Below are 17,846 nucleotides of genomic sequence, written 5' to 3' on the forward strand. Positions count from 1 at the left end.
GCGGCGTAATTTCCGATCCTTCCGAAGTGCGGGCATATCCGCCTATTTCCATCCGTACGGCCCACGCGCCGGGAGCATAACAATGACATCGGTTTGGCGAGCCAGTGGCTGGATACTCTTTGGCAGCGCATTGATCCTGGCGCTGTCTCTTGGCACTCGCCACGGCTTCGGGCTGTTTTTGCCGCCCATGAGCGCGCAGTTCGGTTGGGGCCGGGAAGTGTTTGCCTTCGCCATCGCCTTTCAAAACCTGATCTGGGGGCTGGCGCAGCCTTTCGCGGGTGCCTTGGCGGACCGATTCGGCGCGGCGAAAGTGGTGTTCGTCGGCGGCATTCTCTACGCAGCCGGCCTGATGTGCATGAGTATGGCTGACTCACCGTTGAGCCTGTCCCTGAGCGCGGGTTTGTTGATCGGCATCGGTCTGTCGGGCACCACGTTCTCGGTCATTCTCGGCGTCGTCGGTCGGGTTTTGCCGCCCGAGAAGCGCAGCATGGGGATGGGCATCGCCAGCGCGGCGGGCTCGTTCGGGCAGTTCGCGGTGCTGCCTGGCACCTTGGGGTTGATCGGTTGGTTGGGCTGGTCCATGGCGCTGCTGGCGCTGGGGTTGCTGGTGGCGTTCATCCTGCCGTTAGTGGGGATGCTCAAGGACAAACCGCTGCCGGTGGTTGAAGGTCAGCAAACCTTGCGCGAAGCCCTTCACGAAGCGTGTACCCATTCGGGGTTCTGGCTGTTGGCGTTTGGCTTCTTCGTCTGCGGGTTCCAGGTCGTGTTCATCGGTATCCATTTGCCCGCGTATCTGGTGGACCAACACTTACCAGCCAAAATCGGCACCACGGTGCTGGCCTTGATCGGCCTGTTCAACATCTTCGGTACGTACATCGCAGGCTGGCTCGGTGGTCGGATGTCCAAGCCTCGTTTGCTCACGGCGCTGTACTTGCTGCGTGCCGTGGTTATCAGCCTGTTCCTGTGGATACCGCTCAGTGAAACCACGGCTTACTTGTTCGGCGTCGCGATGGGCCTGTTGTGGCTGTCCACCGTTCCGCTGACCAACGGCACCGTCGCGACTCTGTTCGGCGTGCGTAACCTGTCGATGCTCGGCGGTATCGTGTTCCTGTTTCACCAGTTGGGTGCGTTTCTCGGTGGCTGGCTGGGCGGCGTGGTCTACGACCGCACTGGTAATTACGACTTGATCTGGCAAGTGTCGATTCTGCTCAGCCTGATGGCGGCAGCGTTGAACTGGCCGGTGCGTGAGCGTCCGGTCGCGCGATTGCAGGTCCCGGGGGTAGCGCTGTGACCAGACTGTTGCCGTGGGTGGGTGGCGCGCTCATCGGCGCCGCTTTGCTCGCGTTCGCGTGGTGGGGATGGCAACACGTAGGCCTTGGGGCGTTGCAACTTGGCATGGGTGCCTGCTGAATCGTCAGTGGGGCGTGCCTAGGCTTTCTTAGCGCCATGGAGTAGCGTGTCTTCAGACAATAACTGCTGCGCGTAAGCGATGGATGCTGCCATGAGAGTTCGCTGGATTGCTGTGCCCGTGCTGTTCCTTGCCATGAGCGGCGCGGCCCTTGCCGCCGATTGCCCGCCGCTGTTGCAGGGCGAGCTGCCCAAACTGCGCGCCAAACAGAATATCGACCTGTGCAAACAATTCGCCGGCAAGCCACTGGTGGTGGTCAATACCGCTAGCTTCTGCGGCTTCGCCCCTCAGTTCAAAGGGCTGGAGGCGTTGAATCAGCGTTTCAAAGGGCAGGGGCTGGAAGTGATCGGCGTGCCTTCGGATGACTTTAAGCAAGAATCCAACGATGCAGCCGAAACGGCCAAGGTTTGCTACGTCAATTACGGCGTGACCTTCACCATGACCGAGCCGCAGCCCGTTCGGGGCGACGACGCAACGCACCTGTTCAAGGTGCTGGCCGAGCAGAGCAATCCACCGCGCTGGAATTTCTATAAATACGTGGTGGATCGCAAGGGTAATGTCATTGCCAGTTTCTCCAGCACGACCACACCGGATGATCCTGAGTTGATTGCTGCGGTTGAGAAGGCGCTAGCGTCAAAGCCCTGAGCACTACCTGTAGGAGCGAACTTGTTCGCGAGGCTTTATTTGGCGCCGCGCTGATCGGCTCGCCAACAAGTTGGCTCCTACAGAAAGGCGAACCGATCAAACAAAAAACCCCGCATCCATCACTGGCTGCGGGGTTTTTCGGGTCTGGCGAACGGGTTTTTCAGCCCGTTCCGCCGACTGCATCAGAAGCGGTAAGTCAGGCCCAGGCCGAAGCCGTTGGCGCTGTTGTCGTACTTGGCGCTGTAGGCGTTGCCCAAAGCGTTGGTACGGTTGACGCTCACCTTTTCTTCGTCGAGGTAGGAGTAAGCCACGTCGACAGTGATGTCGTCGGTTGGGCTCCAGCCAGCGCCGATGCTGAAGATCGTGCGGTCACCGGTAGGGATGCGTGGCGAACGATCGGTGTTGTTGGTAGGCGACTGGTCCCAGGTCAGACCGGTGCGCAATACCCACTGCTTGTTGAGCTGGTACGAGGTACCAATGGCGTAGGCCCAGGTGTCGTGCCAGTTTTGTTCTTCGGTGATGGTGCTGGCCAGTTGCGGGGCGAGAGCGCCACCGGCACGGGTCACACCGGAGTTTTCAACGGTGATGTCTTTCAGACGGCTCCAGCGAGTCCAGGTGCTACCGGCGTAGAGTTTCCAGTCGTCGGTCAGCTTCTGGGTCACAGAGAAGTCTACCGATTCCGGGGTGTCCAGGCTCAGCTTGGCGTCGTAACGCCCCGCGCCCAGTACTTGAGCAGGCACGCCAGCACCCGGAGCAATTTCGGTATGGCCGTCGAGCTTGTAGGTAACTTTCGAATGGTAGGTCAGGCCCAGATTAGTGGTTTCGGTCGCCTGCACCATCAGGCCGATGTTGTAGCCGTAGCCGACATCATCGCCTTTGACCTGAACGCGACCATCACCGGTCGGCCGACCAAGCGCGCCACTGACGTTCAACGCCGATTCCAGTACGCCGGAAATACGGTTGATGGTCGGACCGAAACCGATCGACACTTTGTCGTTGAATGCGTAGCTGACCGTTGGCTGGAAGGTGATGACCTTCACTTGGCTCTTGCTGCCGAAGTTACGGCCCTGGAAATTGTTTTCGTAATCGGTGATCAAGCCAAACGGCGCGTAAACGCCCAGACCAAAGGCCCAGTGATCGTCGATTGGATTGACGTAGAACCCCATTGGCACGGCAGTAAACGGCACCATGTCGCCTTTGTTACTGCCGGCACTACGGCCGCTGGCGTCTGAAATATCGGTTTTTGCATCGATCGCTGCAACACCAACGGTGACTTGTTGGCGCTTGAGTCGCGACATGCCGGCGGGGTTGCCGTACACGATGCTGGCGTCATCGACGGAAGAGGAGCGGCCCGCAAAGCCGGTACCCATGCCGCTGATACTTTGTTCGTTGAGGGCGAAGCCGGAGGCGAAGAGTTGGGTGGAGGCAAGTGTTACGGCGAGACTTAGGCTGGTTTTGATCATTACTTTTTTCATTATTAGAACTCCTTGTTGATCACCGCGCGGAAATTACCAACATTTTCCACAACGCGCTATAGGCTGGATCACCCGAGTTAGAGCTGTTTTTGTAGGACAATCTTAGAAAAGTGTCGCCATCTTTAGCGATACTGATGGGTCACGAAATGGCTGGTGCGACCTGATACAAGGGGCGAACCGAGGTATCCCACGCTGTGGCGAAATCCTTCAGATGCCCCTGAGGCTGAAATATCTGGCGCCAAATTCGGGCCATGCCCAACAAGTCATGCTCGGCTGGCAAGGGGAGGCGACTGGCTTCGACCATCAGCCAGGCAATTGCGGTGGAGTAGCGCAGATTTACCGTCAGCTCCAGATCAGGGCCGGTGAGGAAAGCATGCTGGCTCGCGAGGCCGCGCACCAGGCTGGCAAGGTCAGGGTCCTTGGCCAGATATTCATCCCACACCCGCCAGTGCAGGGTGTCAGTAATGCTGTAAAGACCATGGCCGCGATGGCTGTCGAGTTCGGACCCCAGTGCTGACTGGCTGGCAGCCACGCCGACCAGAAACAATTCGGCGTTGGGGGTGTGGCGTCCGAGGTAAATCAACGTCGGGCGGATCACATATCGGCACAGCTCACTGGCAGCGATTCCCATAACACCCTCGGGAAGTAGGTGGTCCGACGAGCCCGGCGCTTGGCAGCAGTGGATCGAATGGGCTCGCCGGAAGCGGCACAGGCCGCTTGAGTTCAAGTGTAGTGTCATATTCCTGATGTAACGGGCTGTTTTTAAAATCTTTCCTGATCATGCGTGTCCGCTTTATAGCGAGTGTTTCTGACGCAGAATGAAATTTGCTAAGAAAAACAGGCACAAAAAAGCCCCGCCGTTGAAGGGCGAGGCCTTGTTGTATCGATCGTATTACGCGACGGACGGTATCAGGCGGTGAGTGCCTGGCGGGTCCGGTCGATCACAGCCTGCAGCGGTTCAGCGCTGGAGTACTGGTCTGGATACAGGCGTTCGCTATGACGCGCAATGCCGTGTTCGTTGACGATCGTGAAGCTGAAGCAACCTTTGCGAGCGGCCATGATCAGGCAGTTCATTGGTGCGAAGGCGGTGGTGAGGGTGCGGATAGCATCCTGAGTATGCATATGAGTAGTCATGGTAATGGTGTTCCTAAAACGACACGGAATAGAGCCGTGCAAAATTAAAACGTTCCAGAAAACGCGGGCCATTGCTCGATTGCGAGTCAGGGGCAGGGCGAAGAACCTGTCTGGAACAAAAGCAGCCAGTTAAAGCGCAGTTATCGTGTAGCGCTGGGCTGACCGGTAGGTACTTAGGAGGGCAGGCATCACAACAAGAGCGAAGGTTCGAGGCTCGAGGTGAAGATCCTGATCAATTTGCAGGCTGGCTTTGGCAGAGCATGGATCTCAAAACATCCTTCCAGTCAGTAGGGAAGGCCATGTGAGTGAGTAATGTCTGGAAACCATCGAGGTGGTCGATCCCTTTTTTCAGCCCGCTATCGTTGAATGAGCATGGCTGGGGGATTTGTTCGACCAGAATTGACTTTCAGCTTGGTACTAACGGCGGCGATGCTAACTCAATTGCCTCACCGATGGAAGCGCTGTTTTGATACGCAGCCATGTTCAGGCGTGGCCAGGTATTGAGGGTGCAGCTATAAATCCGAGATTTCACGCCCGCATTCACCCTGATTGGCTCGCCTGTATCGGCTTTAACGGTGATTCACGGCGGCACAAGTCAGCGCTCACGGCGATGGCCAATTGACTTGTACACATTAGCGGCGGTAGTTGCCATATCACTGTCACATGCACCGCTAACAGCTTGATTTAACGTGGCGATTTATTAAGTCAATGAAAACCATCGTTTTTTTTCGCTGGTGAAAAAATCGTCAGTTTGAACGCAGGCCCCATTCCGCGTGCGTTTGCGAAGGTTCACGGGGTGTTGTCCACTGAGTTATCCACAGGTTCTGTGGATTGTCCCAACCAGCGGCTCTGTTTCGCGTCCTCAGCTCGGGCAACTCCCTGCTCGCACCTTGGTGACGTAGCCATTGATCGGAATTCGGACGGCTCAGCGCATTCTGCGCATAATGCCGCCAGCATCAACCGGTACGTGGGGAAAATGTATGGCTTTGGACCTGACCAGCCTGTTGCTGGGTTTTGGGGTAGCAGCGTTGCCGTTATTGGCGTTGGCGTGGCAATTACAGCGAAAGCTGGCGATGCGGGACGCCGATGCGGCGCTGATGGATGAACGGCTTAGCAACGCACAGCTCGCACAAGACGGGCTCAGCGCGCAGCTCGACGCCAGTCGCGATGAAATCAGTGATTTGAGCCAGGCCAACGCCGCCAAGCAGGCGGATCTGGCGGCGCTTCGCAGAGAAGTTGAATTACTGCGCCAGCAGCATGAGGGCGCCCGTGATGCGCTAGAAGAGTGGAATCAGGAGCGCGCACATAAAGAAGCGGAACTGCGGCGCCTGGATTCGCAATGCGCGTCGCTCAATGCCGAATTGCGCGAACAGCAAGAAAGTCATCAGCAGCGCCTGACTGATCTGCAAGGTTCGCGGGATGAATTAAGGGCCCAGTTCGCTGAGCTGGCAGGCAAGATCTTCGACGAGCGCGAACAACGGTTTGCCGAAACCAGTCAGCAGCAACTTGGGCAACTGCTCAATCCGCTGAAAGAGCGCATTCAGTCATTCGAAAAACGTGTGGAAGAAAGCTATCAGCAAGAGGCTCGCGAGCGGTTTTCGTTGAGCAAGGAGTTGGAGCGTCTGCAGCAACTCAACCAGCGCCTGAGCGATGAAGCGACCAATCTGACTCGCGCACTGAAAGGCCAGAAGACTCAAGGTAACTGGGGTGAGTTGATTCTGGAGCGGGTGCTGGAGCACGCGGGCCTTGAAAAAGGCCGCGAGTATCAAACACAAGTCAGCCTCAAAGGCCCGGACGGCGAACGTTTCCAGCCTGATGTGCTGATCATGTTGCCCGGCGACAAACAGGTGGTCGTCGATGCGAAAGTCAGCCTGACCGCTTATCAACAGTACGTGTCGGCGGATGACGACGTCATCGGGCAACTGGCTTTGAAGCAGCACGTGTTGTCGTTGCGCAACCACGTGAAGGGTTTGTCGGGCAAAGACTATAAGCGTCTCGAAGGGCTTCATAGCCTGGATTTCGTCTTGCTTTTCGTGCCCATCGAAGCTGCGTTTTCGGCGGCATTGCAGGCCGAACCGAACATGTTCCAGGAGGCTTTCGATCGCAACATTGTCATCGTCAGCCCCACCACGTTGCTTGCCACGCTACGGGTGATCGACAGCCTGTGGAAGCAGGAGCGGCAGAGTCAGAACGCGCGGGAAATTGCCGAGCGAGCGGGGTGGCTGTATGACAAATTTGTACTGTTCATTCAGGACCTCGATGAGGTGGGCAACCGTCTGCAACAGCTGGATAAGGCCTATGGCGCTGCACGTAACAAGCTGACTGAAGGACGCGGAAACCTGGTCAGCCGCAGTGAGCAGCTCAAGCTGCTTGGGGCTCGGGCGAGTAAATCCCTGCCAGCCGATTTGCTGGAGCGGGCGATGACTGACGAGGACGGTTTGCCCCAATTACAAGAGTGAACGCCTCACCTGCAGGAGCGAACTTGTTCGCGAAGCAATATGCCTGACGTGCGAGTTAGTCTTCTCGCCAACAAGTTGGCTCCTACAGGAATTGCCTTCTGTATACAATTCTTGGTGCTCTTATCTCTCTGACCGTAACGCCCACGCCACGCACTAACAACAGGCATTCGTGCACAGCCAGCGTGCATTTCGACCTGACTTGGCGTGATTTCCCATCGCCACCATTTCAGCTGGGCTCTTTTTAAATCCCACTATTCACGCCATCTCGGGACTAATCAAAATCACTCTGGCACGCATTCTGCCTATCCATTCGTATACAACCCACATGCGCTCCCGTACGCAGTGTGCATAAGACGTTACTCGGGAGCTTGTTCGTCTTCAGGGAGAAATGCGATGACCGAGCCAAGCCCCAAAGCTTACAGCCCACGCTTGTATAACGAGGATCTCGGTCCGCTGCCGCAGAAGTGGACCTGGTACAACATTTTCGCCTTCTGGATGAGCGACGTGCACAGCGTCGGGGGCTACGTGTTCGCGGCCAGCCTCTTCGCGCTTGGCCTTGCGAGTTGGCAGGTATTGATCGCGCTACTGGTGGGCATCTGCTTTATTCAGGTGATCGCCAATTTGCTCGCTAAACCCAGCCAGCAGGCGGCCGTGCCTTATCCGGTCATCTGCCGGCTGGCGTTCGGTGTCTTCGGGGCGAATATCCCGGCGATCATTCGTGGCCTGATTGCAGTTGCCTGGTATGGCGTCCAGACCTATCTGGCGTCCAGTGCGCTGATCATCGTGGTGCTGCGGTTTTTCCCGCAAATGGGCGTTTTCGCCGAGCCGCATTTTGCCGGGCTTTCCTACCTGGGATGGTTCGGATTCCTGGCGTTGTGGGTGGTTCAGGCTGCGGTGTTCTGGACCGGTATGGATTCGATTCGCCGGTTCATAGACTGGGCAGGGCCGGTGGTCTACGCCGTAATGTTCATGCTGGCGGGCTGGATCGTATGGAAAGCTGGCTGGGCAAACATCAGTTTCACCCTGTCCGAGAAATCCCTGACGGGCTGGGAAGCGTTTTCGCAGATCGTCATGGCTACCGCTCTGGTGGTGTCTTACTTCTCCGGTCCGACCCTGAATTTTGGAGATTTTAGTCGTTATTGCCGCAGCATGGCCGACGTCAAGCGCGGAAATTTCTGGGGCCTGCCAGTAAATTTTCTGGCGTTTTCACTGGTAACGGTGGTCATTGTTTCAGGGACACTGCCCGTGTTCGGTGAGATGCTGCATGACCCGATTGCCACCGTTGCGCGCATCGATAACGACGTAGCCGTTCTGCTCGGAGCCTTCGCTTTCGTAACTGCCACCATCGGCATCAATATCGTCGCCAACTTTGTATCCCCTGCATTCGATTTCGCTAATGTCGCGCCGAGCAAGATCAGCTGGCGCGTTGGTGGAATGATCGCGGCCGTAGCTTCGATCTTCATCACGCCCTGGAACCTGTTCAACAATCCGCAGGTAATCCACTACACGCTTGATGTGCTCGCCGCATTCATCGGACCTTTGTTTGGCATCTTGTTAGTGGACTTCTACTTGATCAAGAAACAGCAGATCGATGTCGATGCGCTCTTCAACGACGGCCCGACAGGCCGTTATTGGTACACCGGCGGGGTGAACTACACAGCGGTCAAGGCATTGGTGCTGGCAACATTGGCCGGTTTGGCGATTACTTTCATTCCTGCGTTGCAGGTGATGGCAAATTTTGCATGGTTTACCGGATGTTTCCTGGGCGGCGCTGTGTTCTATATCCTGGCCCGTCGTACGCAAGCCCATGAGGGCGGGGCCCTGGCCCCGGTTGCCATGAGCTAAAACGGCACCGTTTGTCGGCCGCTTTCTGTCGATAGGCTGTTCAGTTGGTCAGATTTCTCGCTACGAGAAAAAATATCTGCCGCGACACTCCGTAGCAGGCGTAAAGTGCGCTCAGGCACTATGATCTGCCGTAGGTAGCTCAGAGGTCAGCTGCCGAGAATTTCCCTGAAGGGGGCGTTAACATGAACAGCAAATTGCAAGAATGGCTCCATGATGTAGGTGTTGCGCTGGGTTTGATCGATCCCCCCAAGCTACAGCCTATTCCCGTGCGCACTAATGACGACAAGCGCCGCCAACCTCGGCGCTGATTCCCACGCACAACGTACCCGGACCTGCGGTGCTATCACTCGATAGCCCGCGAATGCCCGCTCCCGATGCTGTTATTCAACAGCCGGTTCCTGACTAATCCCTGCCCAATCAGTAATTAAACGCATCAGCGTTTGAGCAGGTTTCTGTCTTTCATTTCTGCCGCGATCACATCCACGAATCCGTTCAGGGTCAGTTGATGATGTTCATCGTTGTCCGGCAGTTGCGACAGCTCAGCCTTGAGGCGCGGTGGCATCACGATGCCGAAATCTGACTGTAAATCACTGAAAAACTGGTCGAAGTCCTGCTTGTCCAGAATCAGGTCAGTCATCAGCGCATCGTCTCTGATGGGATCTTTATCGACGAGAATCTTGCCGAGTGCATCGATTACGTGCTGGTAGATTTCCGGGCGGTCCATGAATGCCTCTGCTGTGATGTCGTAGAGAGACCCTTACTTCAAAAGACAGAGGGTGGTGGGGAGCCAACTGCGCGGTCGGTTTCGCTCAAACCCGACGCTGAATTGCAGGTGTCAGCGGCTCTGGGATCAAGGCTAGCTGAAGTTTCGCCGAGGGGGCTTGCATCGGCGTGCGACTTTTATCCGATCCCACAAAAAAGGACGCCACTCGGGCGTCCTGTTGATTTGAGGTCCAGCTTCATGCTGTTGCGCGCACCTCCATAGGCCGTGGCGAGAACAGACTGACAAGCACAAAGCTCACCAGGCCCACTGCGAGGCTCCAATAGATCGGCGTGTTGGCGTCCAGACCATCCTTGAGCATGAAGACCAGTGCGGTAACAAACCCCAACACCATGCTGGTGATAGCGCCTGCGGTGGTCGCGCGTTTCCAGAAAATCGCCCCCATCAATGGAATCAGCATGCCGCCCACCAGCAGGTTATAGGCCAGGGTCAGGGCGCTGATCACATCGTTAACCACCAGCGCGATGGCTAGCACTACGAAACCGGTCAGACAGGTGAACAAGCGGTTGATGCCCAGGCTCGATTGCTTGCCGCCGCGCAACTTGGGCAACAGGTCTTCTGTGAGCGTCGTCGACGCCGCCAGCAGGCCGGCGCTTGCAGTGGACATCATCGCCGCCAATGCGGCAGCAATCACCAGGCCGCGGATGCCATCGGGCAAAGAGGCTTTGACGATGGCGGCGAACGCCGTATTGACGTTTTGCAGATCCGGCAGCAGCACGTGCGCTGCCATGCCGATCAGCGCGCAAGCCAGGCCGTAGAAGATGCAATACACGCCAGCGACGGTGCCGGCGTACTGCGCCACTTTTTCAGTGCGCGCTGTGAACACCCGTTGCCAGATGTCCTGGCCGATCAGAATGCCGAAAAAGTAGATCAGGAAGTAGGTAAGGATCGTGTCCCAGCCGATGGCGGTCCAGCTGAAACTCGACGCTGGCAGCTTGCTGACCAGTTCGTCCCAGCCGCCGACGCGATAGAGGCAGATGGGCAGAAGGATGAACATCAAGCCGACGGTCTTGATCACGAACTGCACGATGTCGGTCAGGGTTAGCGACCACATGCCGCCGATGGTCGAGTAAACCACCACCACGCCGCCGCCCAGCAAAACTGATACCCAGAACGGCAACCCGAACAGAACTTCCATCACCGTGCCGATGGCGAGGATCGAGGTCACGCCAATCATCAAGGCGTAGGCCAGCATGATCACCGCGCTGGCCTGACGAGCCATGGGGTTATAGCGTTTTTCCAACACTTGGGTGACGGTGAAAATACGCAGTTTGAGCAGGGGTTTGGCGAGAAACAGGTTCAGGGCAATGATGCCCAGGCCCAGCGCGGCGCAGAGCCAGAAGCCGGAAATCCCGTGGACATACCCCAGACGCACGGTGCCAACAGTGGACGCGCCGCCCAAAACGGTTGCGGCCATGGTGCCCATGTACAGGCTGGGGCCCAGGTTACGTCCGGCGACGAGGTAGTCTTCGTGGGTTTTGGCTTTGCGCATGCCGTACCAGCCCAGCACGAGCATGCCGAGGGCATAAATGACGACGACGAAAATATCCAGGGTCATGCGGTGTCTCCAATCTTTGTTTTTATAGTGAGGCACGAATCAGCCGTCTGAGAAAAAGCAGGCAGTCAGCGGGTGAGCGGTTTTATTGAATTATTGGTGTGCATTTGTAGGAGCGCGCTTGCCCGCGATTGTCATTAATCTGCACCGAATTTGGTGACTGACATACAGCATTCGCGGGCAAGCGCGCTCCTACGGTTTTGGCGTAGCCGTTAGCTAGCGATGCGCCACCCCCGGCAGCACACAGAGCATTTCATACAGCAGGTTTGCGCCCAGCAACGAGGTGTTGCCGGTTGTGTCGTAGGGCGGGGAGACTTCCACCAGATCGCAGCCAATCAAGTCCAGGCCTTGGCAGCCACGGATGATCTCAATAGCTTGAATAGTGGTCAGCCCACCGATTTCCGGCGTCCCGGTGCCTGGCGCCCATGCCGGGTCGATACCGTCAATGTCGAAGCTCAGATACACCGGGCCGCCGCCGACTTTCTCGCGCACTTCGGCCATCAGCGGCGCCAGTGACTTGTGCCAGCATTCTTCAGCCTGCACCACACGGAAGCCTTGTTTGCGGCTCCAGTTGAAATCTTCAGCGGTATAGCCCTGCGCCCGCAGACCGATCTGTACCACGCGGTCGCAATCGAGCAAACCTTCTTCAACCGCGCGACGGAAAGTGGTGCCGTGGGCGATCTTCTCGCCAAACATGTGATCGTTGACGTCAGCGTGGGCATCAATGTGAACCAGCCCGACTTTGCCGTGCTTTTTATGGATGGCCCGCAGGATCGGCAGTGTGATGGTGTGGTCGCCGCCCAGGGTCAGCGGGATGATGCCGTGTTCTAGGTAGCCGTCGTAGGCCTCTTCGATGATGCGCACTGCGTCCAGCAGATTGAAGGTGTTGATCGCCACGTCGCCGATGTCTGCGACCGACAGCGAGTCGAACGGCGCAGCGCCGGTGGCCATGTTGTAGGGGCGAATCATCACCGATTCAGCGCGGATTTCCCGCGGGCCGAAACGAGTGCCAGCGCGCAGCGACGTGCCAATGTCCAGGGGTACGCCGATAAACGCGGCATCCAGGCCTTCGGCCGTTTGCAGGTGGGGCAGACGCATCATGGTGGCGATGCCGGCGAAGCGCGGCATTTCGTTGCCGCCCAGTGGTTGGTGGAAAATCTTGTCCACGGGATTGCCTCATCGGTTATTGGAGAGTGGTTTTGCCTGGGGCGGATTCTGCGAAGCGCGGCGAACAGGAACAATCGCTGGGGAGAAATACTTAGTTCAGAGATTTCTGAAGTATCGGGTAAGCTGCGCGAAATGTGGGAGGGGACCTGTCCGCGAAGGCGGCATTCAGGCCGACTAAGATTTTCAACCGTTCCGGCGTCTTCGCGGACAGGTCCGCTCCCACAAGTCATCTGGCGACCTGAAAACCGGAATAGTCATGGCCAACGCACTACCCGACCTGAAACTGCTGCGTATCTTCGTCTGCGTGGTCCGCCATCAGGGCTTTGCCAGCGCGCAGCAAGAACTCAACCTGTCGACCTCGGCGATCAGCACCTACATGAGCCAGCTGGAATCTGCGCTGGGCATCGTGCTGTGCCATCGGGGGCGGGGCGGTTTCAGTCTGACCAGCAAGGGCGAATTGTTCCATCAGGAAACCCTGCGCCTGCTGGGCGAGCTGGAAGGCTTCGAACTGTACGCCGCCGCGCTCAAGGGCGAACTGCGTGGCACGCTGAACCTGGGCGTGCTTGACTCGACCGTCAGCGACCGCGCGCTGCCGTTTGCCGAAGTGATCGGTGCCTACAGTGAGGAGCATCCGGCGGTGCATTTGCACCTCTCGGTCATGAGTCCCTATGAACTGCAACTTGGCGTGCTGGATAACCGGCTGGATCTGGCAATCGGTTCATTTTCAACGCGCATGAACGGTTTGCTCTATCAGCCGCTGTACCGCGAGCAGCATTGGCTGTATTGCAGCAGCCGCCATCCGTTGTTCAACGAGCGACGAATTCCTGAGCCGGTGATCACTCAGCAGCGCATGGTCGGGCGGGGTTACTGGAGCCAGGCGGAGCTTGCGCGCCACGGCTTTAAGCACAGCGCGGCAACGGTAGAAAGTATGGAAGCGCAGCTGATTCTGGTGCTATCTGGCGCCTACATCGGTTATTTGCCAGAGCACTACGCGCAATCCTGGGTCGACTCCGGTCAGCTGCGGGTTTTGTTGCCAGCCACTTTCGGCTATCAGGCGCCGTTCTCGATGATCCTGCGACGGGGCCGCAGTCGCGAGCCTCTGATCCAGACCTTCCGCGATCTGCTGAAGGCTCAGCTCAACCCGCTGTGATACCGCTTTACAAGGAATAACCCATGGCCCGCGCCCGATGCGAACGCTGCCTGCGACCTGAAAACCACTGCTTGTGTGCGCTGATTCCGGCGCTCGACAGCCGCACACGAGTGTTGATCTTGCAGCACCCCAGCGAGGTCAATCACGCGCTGAACACCGCGCGGCTGGCGGTCTTGGGCCTGAACAATGCGCAGTTGGTGGTGGGTGAGGTGTTCGAGGATTTGCAGCAATTGCTCGACCTGCCGGGTTATCAGCCGCGACTGTTGTTTCCGGGAGACGATGCGCAACCTTTGATCGCCTCAGCCAAGGCGCCGCTGCCGACCCTGCTGGTTGTGCCCGATGGCACATGGCGCAAGGCGCGAAAGTTGCTGCACCTCAATCCGTTGCTGGCGGCATTACCGAGGGTCACGCTGAACGATGCGCCGATTTCGCGCTACCGTCTGCGCAAGGCGCCGGGGCCGGATGCGTTATCTACGCTGGAAGCTATCGTCCATGCGTTGCACACCTTGGAGCCGCAGACCTCGTTCGAGGCATTGCTCAGGCCGTTCGACGCGTTGATCGAAGGCCAGATTGCAGCAATGGGCGAACAGACCTACCAACGTAATCACCTGTAAGTGGCAGATGCCGGTATGGCTGAGCTTCAATCAGCCGTTCAATTCCGAAGATTGACCGGAGTTACGGCCTTGCATGCGCTTGATGTAGGCCTCGGTCTCTTTCACGGCTTCGTCACGGCTGGGGAATGGACCTTCCAGAGTGTTTTCACGGGTGCTGAAGAAATACATGCCGTTGACCAGAGACACACGATCACTGCGGAACTGCACTCTGGCGTCTGGATCTTGTTCGCGTTTGCCTAACATAACCTTCTCCGAGGATTGAAGCGTTGAGGTTGATCCATCGTATTACTTCTTGCCCAAACCTTCAGCCTGGCGAATCCACTGCTGGCGCTGTTCTTCGGTGGAAGTGCGCACCGGCGCGAATTGCGTCAGGCGTTTGGTCTTGATCCCGCAGAACTCCAGAATCGTGCGAGTCATTTGCTTGTGTGCCGGAGCGCCGTAGATCCAGCGGAAATACCGCGACGGCGTGTCCATGGTCACTAACAGTTCGGCAGTACGGCCACGCAGCAGTTCATTGGAAGGATGCTTGCGCCCGTGGGCTTTGAAGGCAAAGCCCGGCGTAAACACTCGATCAAAAAAGCCGCTGAGCAAGCCAGGCAGGCCGCCCCACCAGACCGGGTACACAAACACCAGATGCTCGGCCCAGTGAATCTCGCGCTGGGCCTCAAGCAAATCGTGCTCCAACGTCTGGCTTGAGTCGTATCCGCCATGCAGCACCGGATCGAATTCCATCTCCTCAAGTTTGAGCATGCGCACCACATGGCCTTCGCTGCGTGCGCCCTGGGCATAGGCTTCGCCGAGAGCGTGGCAGAGGCTGATGCTTTTCGGCGTGCCGAAAATCATCAAGATGCGCTTGCCGTACCCTTCCAGTGGGGTGGCGCCGCTGATGGCCTCAACCATTGCTTCCTGCCTCTAGCATCTTCTCGGGACGTACCCAGTTGTCGAACTCTTCATCGGTGAGGAAGCCCAGCGCCAACGCCGCTTCACGCAAGGTCAGCCCTTCGCTGTAGGCCTTCTTGGCGATCTGCGCCGATTTGTCATAACCGATGTGCGGGTTGAGCGCCGTCACCAGCATCAAGCCGCGTTCCAGGTGCTCTGCCATCTTCTCGGCGTCCGGCTCCATGCCCGCGATGCAGTGCTCGTTGAAATTGCGGCAGCCATCGCCCAGCAAGCGGATCGATTGCAGGATGTTGTGGATGATCACCGGTTTGTAGACGTTCAGTTGCAGATGACCCTGGCTTGCAGCGAAACCAATGGTCACATCGTTGCCCATGACCTGACACGCCAGCATCGAAAGCGCTTCGCATTGGGTCGGGTTGACCTTGCCCGGCATGATCGAACTGCCCGGCTCGTTAGCCGGAAGCTTGACCTCAGCCAGACCTGCGCGGGGGCCGGAACCCAGCAGGCGCAAGTCGTTGGCAATTTTCATCAGGGTCACGGCCAGTGTCTTCAAGGCGCCGGACAGTGCGGTCAGCGGCTCATGTCCTGCCAGCGCCGCGAACTTGTTGGGCGCGGTCACGAAAGGCAAGCCCGACAGAGCGGCCAGTTCAGCGGCAATTGCTTCGGCAAAGCCGTGAGGGGAGTTCAAGCCGGTGCCAACGGCAGTGCCACCTTGTGCCAGTTCAAAGACGGCGGGCAGAGTGGCGCGAATAGCTTTTTCGGCGTAATCGAGCTGCGCCACGTAGGCCGACAGCTCCTGGCCGAAGGTGATCGGCGTCGCGTCCATCATATGCGTGCGGCCGGTTTTCACCAGTTTCATGTAGCGCGAAGATTGCTCGGAAATCCCGGCCGACAGCTCGGTAATGGCTGGCAGTAGCTGTTCCTTCACGGCTTGCGCCGCCGCGATGTGCATGGCGGTAGGGAAGCAATCGTTGGAGCTTTGTGAGCGATTGACGTGGTCGTTCGGATGCACCGGGCTCTTGCCGCCACGGCCTTTACCAGCCAGCTCGTTGGCGCGTCCGGCGATCACTTCGTTTGCATTCATGTTGCTCTGGGTGCCGCTGCCGGTCTGCCATACGACCAACGGGAACTGGTCGTCGAGTTTGCCACTGAGCACTTCGTCAGCGGACTGCTCGATGAGGCGGGCGATGTCTGCTGGCAGGTCGCCGTTGCGATCATTGACCCGCGCTGCGGCTTTCTTGATCAGGGCCAATGCGTGCAGCACTGGCAGCGGCATGTGTTCCTGACCAATGGCGAAATTGATCAACGAACGTTGAGTCTGGGCTCCCCAGTAAGCGTCTTCGGGGACTTCGATCGGACCTATGCTGTCGGTTTCGGTACGGCTCACTGGACTCTCTCCTCAAGGTCGATTGCGCAGTTTAGGCCCTGAGAACCCGGTCGGGTTCCACGCCTGACTGCATGAAAAGAACGCGAGCCGACATAGTGCGTCAAAACAGCTACTCAGGTCCTGTCAAAACGTGCCCTGATCGGCAGCCGATTTAACCGCTCGTAGGGTCGGGGGTTGAGCGCAACGCAAAAAGGGGCGCAGAATGCTCGGTCTTGGGGTTCTGCCTCGTAAGCTAGAAAGGAAACTCGATGACCCGTATTCGTGCCATCTGTGCTGCGGTTGCTCTGGTATGTGCCAGCGGCCAGGTTCTCGCCGATACCGCCAGCCACGAAGCCAGCGCTATGACGTTCCTCAAACTGGCTCACGCCGACAAGTTGGGCACGCCGGTTTACATGCAAGTGCAGCAAATGTTCGCTCAGCGCTTCGCCGAAACCAAGGCGCCTGCCTCCAAGCAAGCCACGCTTGAAACTTATCAGGCCAAGGCCAACGCCGCACTGGACCAGGCCATTGGCTGGAACAAGCTGCAGCCGGACATGGTCAAGCTCTACACCTCCAACTTCACCGAGAAAGAGCTGAAAGATCTGGTGGCCTTCTACGAGTCGCCACTGGGCAAGAAAGTACTGACCAAAATGCCTGAACTGACTCAGCAATCTGCTCAGTTGACCCAGAGCAAACTGGAAAGCGCAGTGCCTGTCGTCAACAAGCTGTTGGCTGACATGACCACTGAACTGGCACCGGCCGGCAAGCCTGCCGCGGTTCCAGCACCTGCCAAAAAGCCATAAGCAGCGAAGCCCTCCAATGAGCATGCAACAGCGAATAGAATCCGCGCTGTCGGTCTTTCAACCTCAGCATCTTGAGGTGCTGAACGAAAGCCACATGCACAGTCGCGGTGAGGAAACTCACTACAAGGCGATTCTGGTCAGTGATCAGTTTGCGGGGCTCAATGCGGTCAAGCGGCACCAGAAGGTCTACGGCCTTTTGGGCGGCCTGATGGGCGAGTTCCACGCCTTGGCGTTGCACACCTATACCCCGGAAGAATGGTCCAAGCTCGGTCTTGTACCGGCTTCACCGACTTGCGCGGGTGGGCATGCGTAGCTCGCGGTGATTGTGTAGGAGCGCGCTTGCCCGCGAACGGGCCGGATCTGCCGATGAAGATGTGTCGGCTGTACCGACGCCATCGCGGGCAAGCGCGCTCCTGCAGTGTCCGTTCCGCTGATCACCCGTCCTGTCTGAACCCCCCTCGTTTTTGCTAGAATCCGCGCCGCGTTGCCCGGTCGGCACGCTATTACCTGAATTTTCATCCGGTAGGCCCTTTGCGAGGGTCGC

At 57.9% G+C, this 17,846-nt stretch carries 18 protein-coding genes; 9 read left to right on the forward strand and 9 right to left on the reverse strand.

Annotated elements, in window-relative coordinates:
- Positions 1 to 82: 82 nt before the first annotated feature.
- Together ACWKV9_RS02720 and ACWKV9_RS02725 are read left to right on the forward strand one after the other, a co-directional pair.
- Positions 83 to 1,291, forward strand: a complete 1,209-nt coding sequence (locus tag ACWKV9_RS02720; RefSeq protein WP_483834537.1) for an MFS transporter — start codon at positions 83 to 85, stop codon at positions 1,289 to 1,291.
- Positions 1,292 to 1,501: 210 nt separating this feature from the next.
- Positions 1,502 to 2,053 carry a glutathione peroxidase gene (locus ACWKV9_RS02725; RefSeq protein WP_483834538.1) on the forward strand — a complete coding sequence of 184 codons (552 nt, stop codon included), beginning with the start codon at positions 1,502 to 1,504 and terminating at the stop codon, positions 2,051 to 2,053.
- A 182-nt stretch (positions 2,054 to 2,235) separates the two neighbouring features.
- Here ACWKV9_RS02725 and ACWKV9_RS02730 read toward each other — a convergent pair whose 3' ends face one another.
- The 3 genes from ACWKV9_RS02730 to ACWKV9_RS02740 form a co-directional block, all read right to left on the reverse strand.
- Entirely contained in the window at positions 2,236 to 3,528 is a 1,293-nt protein-coding gene (locus tag ACWKV9_RS02730; protein ID WP_483834539.1) for an OmpP1/FadL family transporter, read from the reverse strand.
- A 139-nt stretch (positions 3,529 to 3,667) separates the two neighbouring features.
- The gene (locus ACWKV9_RS02735; protein ID WP_483834540.1) at positions 3,668 to 4,159 is read right to left on the reverse strand and encodes a hypothetical protein; all 492 of its coding nucleotides are present in this window, start codon (positions 4,157 to 4,159) and stop codon (positions 3,668 to 3,670) included.
- A 278-nt stretch (positions 4,160 to 4,437) separates the two neighbouring features.
- Entirely contained in the window at positions 4,438 to 4,662 is a 225-nt protein-coding gene (locus ACWKV9_RS02740; protein ID WP_483834541.1) for a hypothetical protein, read from the reverse strand.
- Positions 4,663 to 5,756: 1,094 nt separating this feature from the next.
- Here ACWKV9_RS02740 and ACWKV9_RS02745 point away from each other — a divergent pair.
- The 3 genes from ACWKV9_RS02745 to ACWKV9_RS02755 all read left to right on the forward strand — a co-directional run bounded on the left by ACWKV9_RS02745 (position 5,757) and on the right by ACWKV9_RS02755 (position 9,274).
- Positions 5,757 to 7,121, forward strand: coding sequence for a DNA recombination protein RmuC (locus tag ACWKV9_RS02745; RefSeq protein ID WP_483834731.1), 1,365 nt, complete (start codon positions 5,757 to 5,759; stop codon positions 7,119 to 7,121).
- 393 nt (positions 7,122 to 7,514) lie between these two features.
- Positions 7,515 to 8,966, forward strand: coding sequence for an NCS1 family nucleobase:cation symporter-1 (locus tag ACWKV9_RS02750; protein WP_483834542.1), 1,452 nt, complete (start codon positions 7,515 to 7,517; stop codon positions 8,964 to 8,966).
- Positions 8,967 to 9,148: 182 nt separating this feature from the next.
- Entirely contained in the window at positions 9,149 to 9,274 is a 126-nt protein-coding gene (locus ACWKV9_RS02755) for a PA1414 family protein (RefSeq protein ID WP_483834543.1), read from the forward strand.
- 125 nt (positions 9,275 to 9,399) lie between these two features.
- On the opposite strand, the gene ACWKV9_RS02760 is transcribed toward ACWKV9_RS02755, so the two are convergent.
- The 3 genes from ACWKV9_RS02760 to speB all read right to left on the reverse strand — a co-directional run bounded on the left by ACWKV9_RS02760 (position 9,400) and on the right by speB (position 12,469).
- Positions 9,400 to 9,690 (reverse strand): hypothetical protein, encoded by a 291-nt coding sequence (locus ACWKV9_RS02760; protein ID WP_483834544.1) that lies wholly within the window; start codon positions 9,688 to 9,690, stop codon positions 9,400 to 9,402.
- Positions 9,691 to 9,925: 235 nt separating this feature from the next.
- On the reverse strand, positions 9,926 to 11,305 hold the full coding sequence (locus tag ACWKV9_RS02765; RefSeq protein WP_483834545.1) for a sodium:solute symporter family protein: 1,380 nt from the start codon (positions 11,303 to 11,305) through the stop codon (positions 9,926 to 9,928).
- Between the two features lie 213 nt (positions 11,306 to 11,518).
- A complete protein-coding gene (gene speB / locus ACWKV9_RS02770; protein WP_483834546.1) occupies positions 11,519 to 12,469 on the reverse strand; it encodes an agmatinase in 951 nt (316 codons plus the stop codon).
- A gap of 256 nt (positions 12,470 to 12,725) precedes the next feature.
- Here speB and ACWKV9_RS02775 point away from each other — a divergent pair, with 256 nt between their 5' ends.
- Both ACWKV9_RS02775 and ACWKV9_RS02780 read left to right on the forward strand, forming a co-directional pair.
- On the forward strand, positions 12,726 to 13,619 hold the full coding sequence (locus tag ACWKV9_RS02775) for a LysR family transcriptional regulator (protein WP_483834547.1): 894 nt from the start codon (positions 12,726 to 12,728) through the stop codon (positions 13,617 to 13,619).
- A 23-nt stretch (positions 13,620 to 13,642) separates the two neighbouring features.
- Positions 13,643 to 14,233, forward strand: coding sequence for a tRNA-uridine aminocarboxypropyltransferase (locus ACWKV9_RS02780; RefSeq protein WP_483834548.1), 591 nt, complete (start codon positions 13,643 to 13,645; stop codon positions 14,231 to 14,233).
- A 30-nt stretch (positions 14,234 to 14,263) separates the two neighbouring features.
- Here the strand turns inward: ACWKV9_RS02780 and ACWKV9_RS02785 are convergent, their stop codons facing one another.
- From ACWKV9_RS02785 to ACWKV9_RS02795, 3 genes are read right to left on the reverse strand one after another with little or no spacing between them, the layout of a single operon-like run.
- A complete protein-coding gene (locus tag ACWKV9_RS02785; RefSeq protein WP_483834549.1) occupies positions 14,264 to 14,476 on the reverse strand; it encodes a DUF6316 family protein in 213 nt (70 codons plus the stop codon).
- 42 nt (positions 14,477 to 14,518) lie between these two features.
- Positions 14,519 to 15,133: an NAD(P)H-dependent oxidoreductase gene (locus tag ACWKV9_RS02790; protein WP_483834550.1), complete on the reverse strand. Its 615-nt coding sequence runs from the start codon at positions 15,131 to 15,133 to the stop codon at positions 14,519 to 14,521.
- Positions 15,126 to 16,520 carry a class II fumarate hydratase gene (locus ACWKV9_RS02795; RefSeq protein ID WP_483834551.1) on the reverse strand — a complete coding sequence of 465 codons (1,395 nt, stop codon included), beginning with the start codon at positions 16,518 to 16,520 and terminating at the stop codon, positions 15,126 to 15,128. The genes ACWKV9_RS02790 and ACWKV9_RS02795 overlap by 8 nt, the downstream gene beginning before the upstream one ends.
- A gap of 248 nt (positions 16,521 to 16,768) precedes the next feature.
- Here ACWKV9_RS02795 and ACWKV9_RS02800 point away from each other — a divergent pair, with 248 nt between their 5' ends.
- Together ACWKV9_RS02800 and ACWKV9_RS02805 are read left to right on the forward strand one after the other, a co-directional pair.
- Complete coding sequence (locus tag ACWKV9_RS02800; RefSeq protein WP_268797344.1) at positions 16,769 to 17,302, forward strand: DUF2059 domain-containing protein; 534 nt, start codon at positions 16,769 to 16,771, stop codon at positions 17,300 to 17,302.
- Between the two features lie 16 nt (positions 17,303 to 17,318).
- Positions 17,319 to 17,615 carry a BolA family protein gene (locus tag ACWKV9_RS02805; RefSeq protein ID WP_483834552.1) on the forward strand — a complete coding sequence of 99 codons (297 nt, stop codon included), beginning with the start codon at positions 17,319 to 17,321 and terminating at the stop codon, positions 17,613 to 17,615.
- Positions 17,616 to 17,846 lie beyond the last annotated feature (231 nt).

Source organism: Pseudomonas corni (genome assembly GCF_057128765.1).